Origin of the sequence: Plectonema cf. radiosum LEGE 06105, assembly GCF_015207665.1 — a bacterium.
In the GTDB taxonomy this organism is placed as follows: Bacteria; Cyanobacteriota; Cyanobacteriia; order Cyanobacteriales; family Nostocaceae; genus Rivularia; species Rivularia radiosa_A.
In genome coordinates this window covers 1-17,126 of sequence record NZ_JADEWL010000137.1, presented here as the reverse complement: position 1 = coordinate 17,126, position 17,126 = coordinate 1, and the positions used below count along the sequence as shown (strand labels likewise).

Genomic DNA, 17,126 nt, shown 5'->3' with positions numbered 1-17,126 from the left:
CTCCATCATCTATTCCTCAAACTTGCCTTCAGCTAATAATTTTGGACGAAGATATAAATTTTCTAAAAGAACAGTTATCCCGGCTACCCAAGGTGGGACAATCACAGCCCCAATAATTCCTAACGCCTGGGTTCCCCCCAAAACTGCTAACAGTTGATAAAACGGGTGGACTCGCACGGAAGAACCTACTAACAAAGGATCTAGGACGTAACTTTCAACATTTTGAATAATTATAAACAATAGTAGTACCCATAAAAAAGTTAACCCTCCTTGGGGAATGGCAACAATTAAAGCTGGAATCGCTCCTAAAACGGGACCAACAAACGGTATAACGTTGGTAAATGCCGCAATTGTACCTAGTGCTAAAGCGAATTCCGCAAGTCCTAAAACTCGTAAAGCAAGGGTAATTGCAATACCTAAAATCGCTGAAACCAGAACCCTTCCTTGAACGTAACCTCCCATGCGTCGAGAAATCGGTAAAACTTGTGCATTGAGACGTTCATTCCACGGTTGTGGAAATACATTTATCAAACCTCCAATTAAGCTTTTGCTTCCAGCAGCCATATAACCAGAAATCACCACAGCCAAAATCAAATTTACCGCAGCTCCAAGAATACCGAAGGTTACACCGAAGGAACGTAAAACCAAATTTTGACTCGAACGGAACAACCAATTAGTTAGTGCTTGAAGATCAAAGAATTGTTCTAGAGTTTCTATCTGAGTAATTCCCACTCGTGTAGCTAAATCTTCAACTGCTACCCCTAAGTTGTCCAAATAAACCGGAAATCTACTGGCTAAACGCTGGATTTGTTCCGAAACAGAAGGACCGATCAATAAACCGATGACAATTAATCCTCCAATCAAACCCAGGTAAAACAGAATAACCCCCAACCAACGGGGAAAACGAAATTTTTCCAGTGCATCAACGAAAGGTGTAATGGTAGATGCCAACACCACAGCAATCATCAAAGTTAACAATAAACTCCGTAATTGCCACAGTAAAATTACGAGAAAAAATCCCGCGATCGCCAGCAGAATATCCGAAAAAGAAAGAGATTTACGCTTTTCTAACATACATAATTGTGGGAAATGGGTAAACGGGGAGATGGGGGGATGGGGGGACGATAAGTATTAACTCTCAACTCCTAATTTAAAATTCCTGACGTTTGGTGTTGAAAGAGAATCAATTCCGGGAATAATAATTGAGTGCATAGGGGGTGAGGTTTATGAGTGAATCAATTATTGTGTATTAAATCGCACTGTTGCATCTAAGGGAGGTTAGAACTTTTACTAAAAAGGATTTTGGGGATGAATAAAGATAAACAAATAAATGAATCGTCCCTTGAAAGGGAAGTAACAGTCCAAGACGATTGTCAAATGCAGTTAGAAGAAAATTTTTCTGCTGATTTTTTGCTTGAGGTGATTAACGGTACTTCCGATCCAATTTTTGTGAAAGATCGTCAACACTATTGGGTGCTGGTAAATGATGCATATTGTAACTTTATCGGACGCAGTAGAGAAGAAATTATTGGTAAATCCGATTTTGATTTATTCAATAAAAAAGAAGCAGATGAGTCTTGGGAAAAAGATGAATTTATTTTTACTACATCTAACCAAAATGAATCTGACGAATGTATTACAAGTACTGATGGTGAAAGACGTTTTGTTTCCATTAAGAAATGCGTATTTCAGAATCAAGAAGGTCAGAAATTTCTGATTGTGACTATTAGAGAACTGACCCAACAAATCACGCAACATTTTCAAATAGAAGCACGATTGCGTTCTTCTAAACATTTGTTAGAGCAAGTTTTAAATCATATACCGCAAGCAGTTTTTTGGAAAGATTGTGATTCAGTTTATCAAGGTTGTAATAGTTTTTTTGCGGACATTGCAGGAGTTGGAGATCCACTATTAATTAAAGGTAAAACTGATTTTGATTTACCTTGGAAAGAAGAAGAAACTAATTGGTTTCGGCTTAATGATAGTCGTGCTATTGAATCTAAAAAATCTGAAAGTATTGTTAAACCCCAATTGCAAGCAGATGGAAGACAATGTTGGTTAGAGATGAACACAATTCCCATTTGCGATGCTCAAGGAAAAGTAACTCATGTTTTAGGAACCTTACAAGATATTACCGAACGCAAAGAAATAGAAGTTACTTTACAGCAATTATACGAAGAGTTAGAAATTAGAGTACATCAGAGAACTTCCGAATTAACTCAGGTAGTTATCCATTTACAAAAAGAAATTAAACAGCGAGAAGCAATAGAAAATCAGTTTTTATTGAGTGAAGAAAAACTGCAAAAGCTATCTGCAAATGTTCCTGGTATGTTATATCAGTTTAAATTGGGGGCTGATGGTCAATTTAGCTTTCCTTATGTTAGTTCTGGCTGTTTTGAAATATATGAATTTTTCCCAGAAAAAGTGATCGCTGATGCTAGTTTGTTCATTTCCAGCGTTCATCGAGATGAACGAGAAGATTTTGAAAAATCCATTGCTAATTCTGCTCAAAGTTTGCAACCTTGGGAATGGGAAGGAAGAATTATTTTAGCTTCTGGAAAAGTAAAATGGATACAAGCGGCATCACGCCCGGAAAAACAAGCGGATGGTTCGATTATTTGGGATGGAGTAGTTACAGATGTAACTCGTTTAAAACAAGCAGAAAGAGCCTTGAAAAAGGCTTATACAGACTTGGAAAAACGAGTAGAAGAAAGAACTCAGCAGTTAATGCAAACCAATCAAGCATTACAAAAAGAAATCGGGGAACGTCATTTAGTACAATCTCAACTTTCAGCTTCTCGTCAAAGATTAGCATTGTTGATTGAACAAACACCTTTAGCAGTAATTGAATGGGATAAAAATTTTGCGGTAAAAGAATGGAACCGTGGTGCAGAAAAGATTTTTGGATACACAAAAGAGCAAGCTATTGGTAATTACTTAGAGTTTATAGTTTCCCCAACTGCTCAAGAACAAATACATCATTTAAAAACTGCATTACTGTCACAGCGTGGTGGAACCCGAATCGTCACTGAAAATATTACTCTGGATGGTAAAACGATTATTTGTGAATGGTATAACAATCCTTTAGTGGCTGTGAATAGTGAAGTAATTGGTGTTGCATCCATGGTGCTTGATATTACCGAAAGGGAACAATCAGAAGCAACTTTGCAAGAACAAGAACAGTTTCTCCGCAGTATTTATCAAGGAGTCGAACAACTGATTTTTGTTGTTAACGTTTTAGATAACGGTGAATTGGTTTATGCTGATTGGAACTTAGCAACTGAAAAAGCAACGGGTATAAGTGCTTCAAACGCAATTAGCAAATTTCCAGAAGAAGTGTTCGGCGATGCTCAAGGGGCGAAAATACGTCAACAATATATCAGATGTTTGGAAGTTGGTATACCTATAACCTATGAAGAAAATCTAGTTTTTCAAGGTCAAGAAAATTGCTGGTTGACTACAATTAATCCTTTAAGGAATATAGAAGGTAAAATTTATCGAATTGTCGGAACATCATTCAATATTAGCGAACGCAAACAAGCAGAGACACAGTTAAAACAGCAAACGCAAGAGTTAAAAATTGCTTTAAACGAACTACAAAATGCTCAAATACAGTTAGTACAAAGCGAAAAAATGTCCTCATTGGGTAATTTAGTTGCAGGAGTAGCTCACGAAATTAATAACCCCGTAAACTTCATTTATGGCAATATCGATTATGCCACTAATTACACTCAAAACCTGTTAAAAATGGTTCAACTTTATCAACAATACTATCCCCAAGCAGCATCAGGAATACAAGCATTTGCTAAAGAAATAGATTTAGAATTTCTCTACGAAGATTTACCAAAACTGTTGGATTCCATGAAAATAGGAGCGCAGCGTATCCGAGAAATTGTGACATCTTTGCGTAACTTTTCCCGAATGGATGAAGCTCAAATGAAAAAAGTTGATATTCATCAAGGGTTAGATAGTACTTTAATGATTTTAGAAAATCGCATTAAAGTTAAATCCGAACGTCCTCAGATTGAGATTATTAAAAACTACGGAAATTTACCGCATATAGATTGTTATCCCGGTCAACTCAATCAAGTTTTTATGAATATTTTGGTAAATGCTTTAGATGCATTAGAAGAGTCTATAGAACTCAAAAAACAATTCAATAGCAGTCCTCAGATTCAGATTTTTACGGAACTAGCTGAATTGGATAAGATAAAAATTCGCATAATCGATAACGGAATAGGAATACCGTTTGATATTAAGGACAAATTATTTAACCCCTTCTTTACAACTAAATCTGTAGGTAAAGGTACAGGTATGGGTCTTTCTATTAGTTATCAAATTATTACCCAAAGACATGGTGGTTCACTCGAATGTATTTCCCAACCTGGAGAAAGAAGCGAGTTTTTGATTACAATTCCCATCCATCAAGAATAAACATCTAGATACTGATTAATGATGCAGCATCAGAAGAAATTTTCTACTAATTATTGATGAATTTAATCTTTTAATTGATAACTGTTAATGTACCAGGTGTATTTGGCAAGTTGCCATTAAATGAATTATGATTAAAATGGATTAGGATAGTAAACATTTTTTGTCGTCGTAAAAATACTTAGAAATTATGACAGAGCATATTAAAGTTGTTCAGCCCAGCGGTGTTTTAGATGCAACTAAATCACAAGATTTTCGCGAAGAAATTATTAAAACACTAGAAAGTAGACCAAAAATTGTACTGGTGGATTTAAAAGATATTACTTTTATGGATAGTTCGGGTTTAGGTGCTTTAGTATTAGCATTTAAAACCCTAAGAGCAGCAGAAACAAAGCTGGTAATTTGTTCGATTAACGAGCAAATAAAAATATTATTTGAACTGACTGGAATGGATAAAGTTTTTGAAATTTTTTCTAATCAAGATGAATTTAATAAAGCTGTACTTCCCAAAATTGCCTGATTAATTAAAGCATATTTGGAGTATAGATAAATCATCATCAAAAGTTTTTTTGGAATTCAAATCAACAAGGTAGTTGAGAATATTTTCCAGGGGACTGCTAGAAAGATGATAAAAGCGTGTCACCTTTTGGATAAAATTCTCAAGTCCCATCAGTTGACCGTCAATTAAAGTGATTTCGTAAGCACCATCACTATAAATATATAAGGTGCTATCTTTTTCAATTTTGCAAAAACCATCAGTATACTTAACCTCTGGAAACATCCCAATCGGCATTCCAGGGGTTTTTAATAATTGCACATTATTCTGATTGCTAGATAATAAAATAGCAGGTGGATGACCGGCACTTGAATAAACTAATTCACGCTTAATTTGATGATAAACTCCATACCAAATCGTAAAGTATTTATCATTTTGATAATTCATTTGAAAAGTATTATTTAAAGCATTTAATACTTCTCTGGGTTGATAATAATTTAAGTCTTTGAGGGCGCGGGAACGTAGTAAATTTAATACCGAAATAGAAGGTAAAGTTGCTTTTAATCCGTGTCCGGCAGTATCAAGTAGATAAATAGCTAAATAATCATCATCCAACCAATAATAATCAAAACAGTCACCACCAAGTTGTTGAGACGGAAGAAAAGTATAATTTATATTCAGAGGTTGAATCATCGGTGTAGGCAAAAGAGAACGCACGTAATCCGCAGCCTCCGATAATTCTGCTTCTAAAATTTGTTTTTGAGCTTTTAAATCTCGACTCATTTGGTGCAAACGCAAACCAGCCCTCACCCGCGCTTGCATTTCATTTTGTTCTATCGGTTTGGTGATAAAATCATCAGCACCAGCATCTAAACCTTTAACGCGATCGGCTACAGAATCCAAGGATGTTAAAAGGATAAAAAATGTCGTAGATAAATCCGGGTCTTTCTTAATATAACGACAAACATCAATTCCACTTAATCCCGGCATTAACCAATCACAAATAATCAGTGCTGGACGAGAAACTACAGCTTGTGCAATTCCGTCCTCACCGTTGCTGACTGCGACTACTTTATAACCCTGCTTCTCCAGCATTCTTTTGAGTAAAATTTGAACGGCTGGATCATCATCAATTACTAATATTTGAAACATATTTTTGTAGCCGCTTAGTTATAAAAAATAGAAAATAAAAAATAAATAGGTCTGCACCTGTAAGCAATAATAATGATATTTTCTGCCTTATTTATTACAGACAGTGCCAGTAAAATCTATACATATCATTTTCCGATTATAGTGGCGATAGGGGATTTAGCCATAATATTAAGCTCTGATTTAGCCGATTTAAATCCCGGTATACTTCTTGCCTAAACCACTGTCCGAAAGCGTCTAAGGGATTAAAATCTTTACCGGCTTGCCATTTCACATCTTGACCTAAAGGTGTCAGGTGGTTCCCCGCTAGAGTCTGGGTTGCTACCATATCCCCAAAACGATTCTGTAACAATTTTGTTAAAGCTGCTGATTGGTCAAGAGTATCATTATTAAATTTTATTAATAAATTACGCCGGATATTGTAGTTTTCTTTGATCTGCCTGTAAGTTTCGGTGGGTGAAGGTGTAAACTCCACGTTAACGGCAGTGTTAAATTGGTCTACCAAAGGAATCGCATCCCGTGCAGCGTAGTTATTAAATGAGATCAAAATATTGCCCGCACGTTTGACTTGATTCGCGCTACCAATAAGTAAATGTAGCTTGCATCCCATACTGTGTCCTAATCCATAAATCGGAAGATAACCTTGAAAAGCCGGTTCTCTTTCTTGCAAACGTACTAATACTCGTTCAAAATTTAGCAACACTTGTTGGGCGATCGCGCTATGGTCTAAAGTATTAACAAATGGGGTGGCAACAACGGCAAACCCTTTTTCTGCAAGATATTCGAGTAATAAACGATAAGTTACATGAGGTGCAGTAGCTACAAATGCACCACCTAAAAAATGAACGATACCGATAGGACGCATAGGTATAATTACCCAGCTACCGGCAATTTGTTTCCAGTTCATGCTTTTACCAAGAAAGAGGGAAGATGTCTAATTTATATATTTTATTATTTTATATATTTATATATATTTATATTTTCTCACTTAAAACCTGTTTACTCATCTATACTCTAAGTCTAAGCCCTATTTTTTGCGATTATTGACTCTGCAATCTTTTCATTTCCTGTTGTACGTCTAAGGCAATCTCTAATGCTTCATTAAGCAACCTACCATGCTCGGAAGCTTGTTCGCTTACTTGCATTTGAGTTAATGTTGCCAAATTGTTCGCAAGTAATTCGGAATTATTGACAATAAAATTGCGATTTTCTCTCAAAATTCTTTCGGTTTTCAAAGCACGAACTAAATCCGCTCTCGTGTATTTTAGGGCTTCGAGAACTCGTTTTCTTTCTTTGATACAAACTTCTTGATTACCTGCCTCTTCAATTCTATCATTAATATTTATTGCCTTGACTACGGCATTAAATCTATCAACTTCATGCAAAAGAGTGTTTAAAGAATATGTCAAATTTTCTTTAACAATTGAAATTCTTTTTTTCCAAAGGAAATACAATAATAATTGTGTAACAGCACCGCCAATAACGCAAACTTGAATAAATAACAACCAAGATGGAAGTGGTAACCAATGGGCAAACATTTTGATCAATAAATAGAATACAATATAACAACTAAGTATTATCGATAATCCGATAAAAATTGCAGTTGCCCCTTCCGGACCTTTGACTCTTTGAAGAAACTGCCTGATTGTTAATTTTAGCGGGCGAAAAATAACTATTAATTCATCACGAACAGGCAAATTCGTCAACTTTTGCAGTTCTTTTTGAGTAATGGCTAAGCCTTTTAAATCATCGCGCACAGCTTCTAAATCCCCACCAAAAAGTTTTGACCTATTATATCTCAATCAAACTAAATCACATTCAATAAAATACTGATCACAAATATCTAGCGAATAATTATAACTTTGATTATGCTCTCAGAATTATTGATTCTACCCTTGGTTATAGATAAAAAATAGAGAGTTCAATTACAAAACTATGACTTAGACATAAAAATATAATTACATATAATTACTTTGATAATGCGTCCGTTTAACCGGCAGCTTTCACATCGTTATTTTAAGTACTAAGCAGGCGTTTTATCTAGTACTATTTTTATTCTTCATAGCATTTACAATCTCGCCAGGATAACTTTCAGATACAGCATATTTCACCTTTATGAGGCAGATTCGCACGGTCAGGGATTCCCATACCACGCATTGCTTTATCATACAATGCTTTACTTAATTCATCTGCAAAAGACTGTATGTATTTATCCCTAATTATCACTTTTACTCATACAGTCCAGAGGATGTGTTCTTTAATTATCTATTTTTAGTTTAGATGAATATCATATGTATTTTATTTATAGTCGAATGATTTCTGAACGTTTAACGCCTCATAACATTTAAATTTAGTAATCATAAAATTATTCATAATTTATCATAATAAGTTTGATAATAGTTTTTTATTTTGTGAACAAATCTGGTTTTTGATGGAATTTAGGGCATCCTGCTTGTAAGAATTGCTATAATAAATAGTTAACATTTTGGCGGTTTTTGCTCAAAAAGTATCGAAACATTAAGGAATGTTGCATTTCAATTAAAAACTAAGGGGAAAATAGAAAATCGGTCAAAACTCCGTGGTAGGATTCATCGAAGTAAGTCAAGTATGGGAGAAGACCTTTGACACTTAGGGTTGCTGTTGTTGGCTCTGGTCCTGCGGGTTCGTCTGCTGCCGAAACTTTAGCGAAAGCAGGAATTGAAACCTATTTATTTGAGCGGAAGTTAGATAATGCTAAGCCTTGCGGCGGTGCTATACCGCTGTGTATGGTAGATGAGTTTGATCTACCGGCTGATATTATCGATCGCCGAGTGCGGAAAATGAAAATGATTTCTCCCTCGAATCGTGAGGTTGATATCAATTTAGTAAAACAAGATGAATATATTGGAATGTGTCGTCGTGAAGTTTTAGATGGCTTCATGCGAAATCGAGCCGCTAAATTAGGCGCTCATTTAATTAATGCTACGGTTCATAAATTAGATTTTCCCAAAAATAATACAGACCCTTATACTATTCATTACCTTGACCATACAGAAGGTGGAGCGCAGGGTATTTCTAAAACTCTGAAAGTAGATTTAATTATCGGCGCTGATGGTGCAAATTCCCGCATTGCTAAAGAAATGGATGCTGGGGATTATAACTACGCGATCGCGTTTCAAGAGCGCATCCGTCTTCCAGAAGACAAAATGGCATACTACAACGATTTGGCGGAAATGTATGTCGGGGATGATGTTTCTACCGATTTCTACGCTTGGGTTTTCCCCAAATACGATCACGTAGCTGTGGGTACAGGTACGATGCACATCAACAAAGCTAGTATTAAGCAGTTACAAGCTGGTATACGCGCTCGTGCTGCCAGAAAACTAGCTGGTGGTAAAATTATTAAGGTTGAAGCGCATCCTATCCCCGAACATCCCCGCCCCCGTCGCGTAGTTGGAAGGATTGCATTAGTCGGTGATGCCGCAGGTTACGTCACCAAGTCTTCTGGAGAAGGAATTTACTTCGCTGCAAAATCCGGGCGGATGTGTGCCGAAACCATCGTGGAAGTTTCTAATACCGGACAGTCTATCCCTAGCGAAGCCGATTTAAAAATCTATTTGAAGCGTTGGGATAAAAAGTACGGTCTTACTTACAAAGTACTTGATATCTTGCAAAATGTATTCTACCGTTCCGACGCTACCCGCGAAGCATTTGTAGAAATGTGTAGCGATCGCGATGTTCAACGGTTGACTTTTGACAGCTATCTCTACAAGACAGTTGTTCCAGCCAATCCCATCACCCAAATGAAAATTACTGCCAAAACTATTGGTAGCTTAATTCGCGGTAACGCTCTGGCACCCTAGGAAGGAAAGGAGTTAGTAGCACCGGAGTTAAGAGTTAGGAGTTAAGAGTTAGGAGTTTATTTAATTACTAATACAGAATCGGGTGTATCGTGCTTGTCTTCGAGAATGCACCCGATTTTTTGTCGTTTTTTTTTGTTGATAATAATTAAAATTGACAAAGGGTTCGAGTATAGCATACACTCATTAAGTGTAAATACACAAATATTAATCCTTTATTGCCCAATAACTAGTTGCATTAGTTACACATATATTAAAAGAATACTTAAGGGTGTTAGACAAAAAAACATCCAAATCGTGGTTACTGATTGAGTACAATACCTTTGTGACCTTTTCCCTGCACAAAAGAAACTTTGAATATAACTGATATCTCCTAGCGGGGAGAGACTAGAGGTTATATTTTGTATTCGACTCAACTTGAAGCTGTTGTATAGGTTAGTTAAAGACAATTGCTTATAAATAAAGTTCCCCAAATAAAAATATTTACAATATTTTTATCGAAAACATAAAGATTGTGTAAATACTTTTATAAATATTGGCTAAATCTACGTGTCTTTACTAATGTAGACAAGTTAGTTGTATGTTGTTTGCTCCTTTATAGAAGTCTAAGTATAAGTATGAAATTAAAGTCGTTTTTTAACATAACTGTATTCCCATTTGCAGTTGCAGCTTTGAGTGTAATAGGTTTTCCCAACCAAGCCAAAGCAATAGTTTTTTCAGGTAACGTTAGTGGAGCCTGGGGAGAACCGACTCGAGGAGAGATAAATACCAACCCGATTTATAGTGGTGTAGGAACTAATACATTTACTTGGGGAGATCCAACCCTTTTTCAAAATGCATCATCCAACCAACTAGTATTTGAAGGAAGTTCTTTTTCTACCGATAGGAATTCTTTGTTTAAAATCGGAGATTTAACCTATCGTAACGGTACAGTGCTTTTAGGTACAAGTGTAGAATCTGTACCTTTAAACTTAAACTTATCTTTTAACGAACCTACTAAGTTTAACCAAGAATTCAAATATGAGTTTTACTTAGAAAATACTCCTAACCTTTCCGAAGATCCAGAATTAAACGCAGATTTTGTATTCATCACTAAAGATAGCGCTAAACCTAGTTTTGTATATGATGGTCATACATATACTTTATCTTTAACTGGTTTTAGTCAAGATAATGGTAAAACAAACGTCAGCGAATTCCGGGTACTTGAAGGAGAAAAAACCACCGCTTCGATTTTTGCTCAAATTAACAAAGTTTCTTCATCAAAAAAAGTTCCCGAACCAGGTTTTGCAGTAGGTTTATCCTTAGTTGGGATTTACTTAATTTCTCGCAAAAAAGCTCATAAAATTAATTAAATAGTTTGGCATAAATTTGAAAAATCAAAATATGTTTGTGATAGCGTTTTAAAACCAAAAGCTCTATTTGGAGTTAAAACGCTACTACAAATTTAGAATAATAATAGATTATAGGTTCACACTTATTGATTTGTAAAAAATCCCTTTTTTACAGCAAGATAAACAGTTGTAACTCAAAAATATTTAATTAATAAATTATATTAGCTATTACCCATAAACCAACAAGTGAGGAAAAAACTGCCAACCAAAGCATCCAAGGCTTCATAAATAATTGTCTCCCTAAATTTAATTTCTATATTTCTATATTAATTATCTACATACATTTTAAAAGATTAGCTTATGTAAATGGCTCTATCTTTAGTTAAGAAAGACTATATAATTTGATATATAACTATAGATATATTTATTTAAATTCCCCGAATACACAGCTTACTACTGCGCTTTCCTGGCTCAATTATGAGAATGTGTTGATATTGCATAAAAGTCAATTATCTAGTTGTTCAGTATTTTCCCTTTTTTAATACAATCAGCCTATTGTCTATTGTGAAATTTATAAATCCATAATAATCAGAAATATATTCTATTGTTTCCTGACAATAAATAAAGACATGGGTAGGGTCATTTTTGTAATACCAATTTTTGAAGTCAATATTTTTATTATATAGATGTGTCATACAAATTAACGCCCCATCTGATTTCAGCATTTTATGTAATAATTTAAATTCTACATCCGGATTATGAAAATGTTCTATGACTTCGCAACTTACAATATAGTTGTAGGTTCCTTTCAACAGTTCGGTTTTATTTGAAAAAAAAGGATCAAACTGATGAACATTGTATCCATTGTCCTGAAGAATTTTTGATATTACAGGTGCTGTTCCCGAACCAAAATCAAGACCACTTTGATCCGGTGTAAAATTGTTCAAAACATAATCAGTAATTGGAGATACAAATTTTTGATAACGAATATCATTGATATCGTTATTATGTTGTTTATATCTGTTTATTTCTGCATCTGTGCTGAGATAATTCTTTTTGTTTTTGTATATGGCTGAACAATTGTTGCACATCAAGAATTCATCGGCATAAAATGGTTTACCGGGCTGTTTACAAAGGGGGCAGTTCATAAAATATATTGATTTCACTTTGTACAATTAAGGCATACCGAATTTGAGCGGCAATTTCAACAGTCGGTACATGATTTTGATCGGTGAGAGAAGATAACGCGATACGGTGATGTAAAATTAGCAATGCGGAAATTATTTGTTACTACATTCAAGGGTGAAAGTGTCCTAAGGGCAACTACGATAAAATTTAAACTTAACAATATTTTTTGTTAATTAAAATATCCTCATAGCTTATAGCAACTGATAATTGATAACTGATAACTGATAACTGATAATTAAATGCCTACCTTAACAACCTTACCCGCTTTACCAGAAACTATTGATGGCTTACCAAACATTTGTGGTTGGGAAAAACAGGTTATAGAAGTCGTAAATCAAGATTCGCCCGTCTTCCTACCTACAACGAATCTGCGATTAGAAGATATTACCGCAACTTTCGCTGTGGCGCTGCATATGCACCAACCGACAATTCCCGCAGGTGCAAATGGTGAATTGATTAGTCATTTGCAATATATGTTTGAGCATCCCCAAGAAGGAGACAATCATAATGCGGGACCTTTTGCTAATTGTTACAGTCGTATGGGGGATATTATTCCCGAATTAGTCAATCAAGGTTGCAATCCTCGCATCATGTTGGATTACTCCGGTAATCTTTTATGGGGATTTCAACAGATGGGGCGCAGAGATATCATAGACAATCTCAAACGTATCACCTGCGATTCTAGATATCAACCCTATTGTGAGTGGTTGGGTACAATGTGGGGTCATGCAGTGGTTCCTTCTACACCCATACCAGATATAAAATTACATATCCAAGCATGGCAGCATTATTTTGCAGCGATGTTCGGTTGGGATGCACTAGCGCGAGTCAAAGGTTTTTCACCTCCAGAAATGCACCTCCCCAACCATCCCGATACTTTATATGAATATGTGAAAGCGCTTAAAGAATGCGGTTATCGCTGGTTGATGGTGCAAGAGCATTCCGTACAAACACTTAATGGTGAATCATTACATAATAAACATATACCACATAAACTTGTAGCTAGAAATTCTCAAAATGAAACTGTAAGTATTACTGCTTTAATTAAAACTCAAGGTTCCGATACTAAATTAGTTGCTCAAATGCAACCTTATTACGAAGCCAAATCTTTAACTTCCCAAGGAAATAAGAATTTTCCACCAATAGTTACTCAAATAGGTGATGGTGAAAATGGTGGTGTAATGATGAACGAATTTCCCCCCGGATTCAAGCAAGCTTGGCATCAAATGGCGGAAGATAATCAAGGAAAAACAGGTGTTGTTGGAGTTACGGGAACAGAATATTTAGAATTAATTGAAAATGCCGGTGCCAATCCAGAAAATTACCCAACTTGTCAACCAGTGGGACAACATTTAATTTGGGAACGAGTATCGGATTCCCAAAATGTAGAGCAAGTTATAGAGCAGTTGAAACAAGAAAATCCTAACTTTCATATGGATGGTGCTTCCTGGACAAATCATATCAGTTGGGTGCAAGGATATGAAAACGTATTAAATCCTATGAACAAACTTAGCAGCTTGTTTCACCAAAAATTTGATTCATTATTGCAAGAGCCAGAATCTCTTACCCAACAAACCGAATATCGTAAGGCTTTACTGCACAATTTCCTATTACAAACAAGTTGTTTTCGTTATTGGGGACAAGGTACTTGGACTGATTATGCAAGGGAAATTTATCAACGTGGAGAAAGGTTGATTAATAATTATAATAGATAAGGAGTTAGTACCACCGGAATTAGGAATTGTAGAGACGTAGCAATGCTACGTCTGTACCAAAGTTAGGAATTATATCCTATTACGTAATTAGTTTACAGACGGGGTGTTTTGCAACGTCTCCGTATATTTCGATATGTATCGATAATATGAACGAGCGATGTTTAGTTTCAATGCCAAAAATATATTTTTAGTTGTTTCTTTGTATTTAATCGCGATGCCGATTGTGTAATTATAAAGAGGTAAAAATGGGACTTTCAAAACCTAGTGAGACTTATATAGAAAAGCCAAAAGATAAAGTAGAGCAAATCCTTCAAGGAGCGATGCAAGAATTTTTGGTGCATGGCTACGCTGGTACTAGTATGGATAGAATCGCAGCTTCTGGAGGTGTTTCCAAAGCTACTGTTTACAGCTATTTTTCAGATAAACAAGGACTTTTTAAAGCTCTGATAGAAAGATTAGCAAAAGAAAGATTTCAGTCAGTTTTTGGAACACAGAAATTAGAAGGAGAACCCAAAATAGTACTGAGAAATTTAGTAGTTAAAGCCTTAAAGAAAATGCTCAAAGATGATGAATATATGGCATTTATGCGGGTATTGATTGGAGAATCGGAGCGCTTTCCTGAAATTGCTCAATTTTGTGTTGCCAGTTTGATTAAACCGACAATAAAAACTCTTCAAGATTATCTCGCATCTCATCCCGAACTAAATATATCAGATCCAGAAGCGACAGCTAGAATTATCGTGGGTTCCCTAGTTCACTTTGTGATGACTCAGAAAATGATGCATGGTGCGGATATTTTACCAATGGAAACTCATCGTTTAACTGATACTTTGACAGATTTATTACTTTTTTCACAAAAGAGTGATTGGTAATTGGTAATTGGTAATTGGTAATTGGTAGTTGGTAATGGGTAATTGTTGAAAAAATGAAGCTTTCATGTGATACCTTTTCCGCTGACATCAGAATGATAAAAAACTTAGCGTTCCTCTGCGCTTACCTCCGCGTCACTTTGCGTTCAAAAATATATAATTTCAATACAAACGGATTTGATATGATTGCTTCGTGATTCTTCCTCGCAATAACATGAACTAGTTCTTAGTATGAAAAACTACTGGGTCTAATTCCTACTTAATCCAACAGCTATTTAACAAAAAAATTGCTAAATAAATTTTGTATCAAGACAAAAACTAGACCCAGTATAAAAGTATTTTCCTTGAAATTGATAACTTAGAAACGCTTGCCGGTTCCGCGAGAAGGTACTAAGTTTAAGTAATCTAGGCTAGAAGCTCTAATACTTTGAGCGTAGTTCCCTTTATTACTAACAGATGCTGCCATGTCAGCATATTTACGGGGGTCGCCTTCGGAGAGTCTTTGGAGTTTGGCTTTTTCGGAGTAGAATTTCTCCAAGGTAAAACGCCAATCGGTTTTGACGGTTCCAGCGGTTTCTCGGAAATCTTCACCGTAGCGAGGAGTTACTAAGTTAAAAGGACGACCTTCCATACGTTTGCGCTGGTAAGGTACGGTGGTATCACCGAAGCTATTAGTATATTCTTCACTATCCATGAGAGCATTAACAAAGCCTTTAAAACCCAAGGTAGCAATTTTGATTGACCAAGCAATTTCTTCGTCTTTGTTATAAGCCGCACGACCTAATAAACGTCTCAAACAGATGTCTACTAAGCGATAGTTGTTGTTAACTTCAACTACTATACGGTAAAAAGCTTCAGACTGTGCTAGACCACGAATAAAATCCCGTACCGTAATCGAACCGTTTTTTAACTGAGATTCTAAATTCTTTTGACGGTTGAAACTGAGGATTTCATGTTCACTGAAAACTTGACGATACCCAGCCCAAATGATGTTTTGAATATCGGTGTAGGAGCTTACGTCTTCTAAACGATAGATATATGGTGTATCTTCGTTTTGGTCAGCTTTACCGAAGCTTTTGACTCTTTGATTTTGAGTCGTGGGTTTGTATTGAAGTAATGGCAATGCCATCTGTAATTATCCTCTAATTTTATTAAGTGATTCAACTAAAAAGTTGAAGAATGAAGGATGAAATTTTGGCGTTATTCTTCAATCCTTATTACTTATTTTCCCTTATTCAGGTCAAAGTTAAGTAATTATCCCAAAGGAAAACTTGCTGTAGTACTGATAGAAACCGGAATTCCTTCGGGTAAAGTTCCCTTTGTCATATCCGGAATATCAATATTCGCGGTGCTAACGGGGGTATAAGTAACTGTTTTAATTGAAGCTGAACGTGCCATCTCCAAGAAGTTGTTAATATCGCCCCATTTATAACGACTATCTTCTTCTTTATCGCGCCAATAGTCAGCGTAACGAGGAGTTACCAGGTTAAATGGTCTACCTTTATAGCGACGACGTTGGTAGGGAACCGTATTTTCTCCAAAGTTACTCAGATATTCTTCCGAATCAATCAAAGCATCAACAAAGTTACCCCAACCCAAGGTAGCAATTTTAATTGACCAAGCAATTTCTTCGTCTTTATTATAAGGCGCACGTCCCAAAAGACGTTTGAGACAAATTTCGACTACACGGTAATTAGAGTTTGTCTCAACTACCAAGCGTCGAAATGCTTCAGATTTTGCCAAACCTCGAATGAAGTCACGCACGGTAATCGCTCGATTCTTCAATTGAGATTCTAGATTGGATTGACGATAAAATTTGAGTATTTCGTGTTCGCTGAATACTTGACGATATCCTGCCCAAATTAATTGTTGAATATCGCTATACTCTGGAGAATCTTCTAAGCGATAAATTCTCGGTGTATCCTCGCTGGAAACTTCATAACCAGGAACGCGCTGGTTTTGAGAACTAGGTTTATATTCTAATAGTGGGATTGACATGATTATTTATCAATAGGTCAAAGGTTTAAGGTTGAAGGTCAAAGGTTAAAGGTCAAAGGTTAAAGGTTGAAGGTTAAAGGTTAAAGGTTAAAGGTGATTATTTATAACTC

The 17,126-nt window shown here is 35.8% G+C and carries 13 protein-coding genes; 6 read left to right on the top strand and 7 right to left on the bottom strand.

Annotation, left to right across the window (positions count from 1 at the left end):
• Positions 1-9: 9 nt before the first annotated feature.
• A complete protein-coding gene (locus IQ247_RS26225; RefSeq protein WP_193924470.1) occupies positions 10-1,074 on the bottom strand; it encodes an AI-2E family transporter in 1,065 nt (354 codons plus the stop codon).
• A 234-nt stretch (positions 1,075-1,308) separates the two neighbouring features.
• Here IQ247_RS26225 and IQ247_RS26220 point away from each other — a divergent pair, with 234 nt between their 5' ends.
• On the top strand, positions 1,309-4,434 hold the full coding sequence (locus tag IQ247_RS26220; RefSeq protein ID WP_193924469.1) for a PAS domain-containing sensor histidine kinase: 3,126 nt from the start codon (positions 1,309-1,311) through the stop codon (positions 4,432-4,434).
• Between the two features lie 187 nt (positions 4,435-4,621).
• The gene (locus IQ247_RS26215) at positions 4,622-4,951 is read left to right on the top strand and encodes an STAS domain-containing protein (RefSeq protein ID WP_193924467.1); all 330 of its coding nucleotides are present in this window, start codon (positions 4,622-4,624) and stop codon (positions 4,949-4,951) included.
• Here the strand turns inward: IQ247_RS26215 and IQ247_RS26210 are convergent, their stop codons facing one another.
• The 3 genes from IQ247_RS26210 to IQ247_RS26200 form a co-directional block, all read right to left on the bottom strand.
• Positions 4,952-6,079 (bottom strand): PP2C family protein-serine/threonine phosphatase, encoded by a 1,128-nt coding sequence (locus IQ247_RS26210; RefSeq protein WP_193924465.1) that lies wholly within the window; start codon positions 6,077-6,079, stop codon positions 4,952-4,954. It abuts the gene before it with no gap.
• Between the two features lie 136 nt (positions 6,080-6,215).
• Complete coding sequence (locus tag IQ247_RS26205; RefSeq protein ID WP_193924463.1) at positions 6,216-6,983, bottom strand: DUF1350 family protein; 768 nt, start codon at positions 6,981-6,983, stop codon at positions 6,216-6,218.
• Between the two features lie 133 nt (positions 6,984-7,116).
• The gene (locus IQ247_RS26200; protein WP_228060050.1) at positions 7,117-7,878 is read right to left on the bottom strand and encodes a hypothetical protein; all 762 of its coding nucleotides are present in this window, start codon (positions 7,876-7,878) and stop codon (positions 7,117-7,119) included.
• 819 nt (positions 7,879-8,697) lie between these two features.
• On the opposite strand from IQ247_RS26200, the gene chlP reads away from it, so the two are divergent.
• Together chlP and IQ247_RS26190 are read left to right on the top strand one after the other, a co-directional pair.
• The gene (gene chlP, locus IQ247_RS26195) at positions 8,698-9,918 is read left to right on the top strand and encodes a geranylgeranyl reductase (protein WP_193924461.1); all 1,221 of its coding nucleotides are present in this window, start codon (positions 8,698-8,700) and stop codon (positions 9,916-9,918) included.
• Positions 9,919-10,532: 614 nt separating this feature from the next.
• Positions 10,533-11,267: a choice-of-anchor K domain-containing protein gene (locus IQ247_RS26190; RefSeq protein WP_193924460.1), complete on the top strand. Its 735-nt coding sequence runs from the start codon at positions 10,533-10,535 to the stop codon at positions 11,265-11,267.
• Between the two features lie 500 nt (positions 11,268-11,767).
• On the opposite strand, the gene IQ247_RS26185 is transcribed toward IQ247_RS26190, so the two are convergent.
• Positions 11,768-12,394 (bottom strand): class I SAM-dependent methyltransferase, encoded by a 627-nt coding sequence (locus IQ247_RS26185; RefSeq protein ID WP_193924458.1) that lies wholly within the window; start codon positions 12,392-12,394, stop codon positions 11,768-11,770.
• A 279-nt stretch (positions 12,395-12,673) separates the two neighbouring features.
• Here IQ247_RS26185 and IQ247_RS26180 point away from each other — a divergent pair, with 279 nt between their 5' ends.
• Together IQ247_RS26180 and IQ247_RS26175 are read left to right on the top strand one after the other, a co-directional pair.
• The gene (locus tag IQ247_RS26180) at positions 12,674-14,149 is read left to right on the top strand and encodes a polysaccharide deacetylase family protein (RefSeq protein ID WP_193924457.1); all 1,476 of its coding nucleotides are present in this window, start codon (positions 12,674-12,676) and stop codon (positions 14,147-14,149) included.
• A gap of 245 nt (positions 14,150-14,394) precedes the next feature.
• Positions 14,395-15,021, top strand: a complete 627-nt coding sequence (locus IQ247_RS26175; RefSeq protein WP_193924456.1) for a TetR/AcrR family transcriptional regulator — start codon at positions 14,395-14,397, stop codon at positions 15,019-15,021.
• Between the two features lie 355 nt (positions 15,022-15,376).
• On the opposite strand, the gene cpcG4 is transcribed toward IQ247_RS26175, so the two are convergent.
• Together cpcG4 and cpcG2 are read right to left on the bottom strand one after the other, a co-directional pair.
• On the bottom strand, positions 15,377-16,147 hold the full coding sequence (cpcG4, locus tag IQ247_RS26170) for a phycobilisome rod-core linker protein CpcG4 (protein WP_193924454.1): 771 nt from the start codon (positions 16,145-16,147) through the stop codon (positions 15,377-15,379).
• 125 nt (positions 16,148-16,272) lie between these two features.
• A complete protein-coding gene (cpcG2, locus tag IQ247_RS26165; RefSeq protein ID WP_193924451.1) occupies positions 16,273-17,016 on the bottom strand; it encodes a phycobilisome rod-core linker protein CpcG2 in 744 nt (247 codons plus the stop codon).
• Between the last annotated feature and the right edge of the window lie 110 nt (positions 17,017-17,126).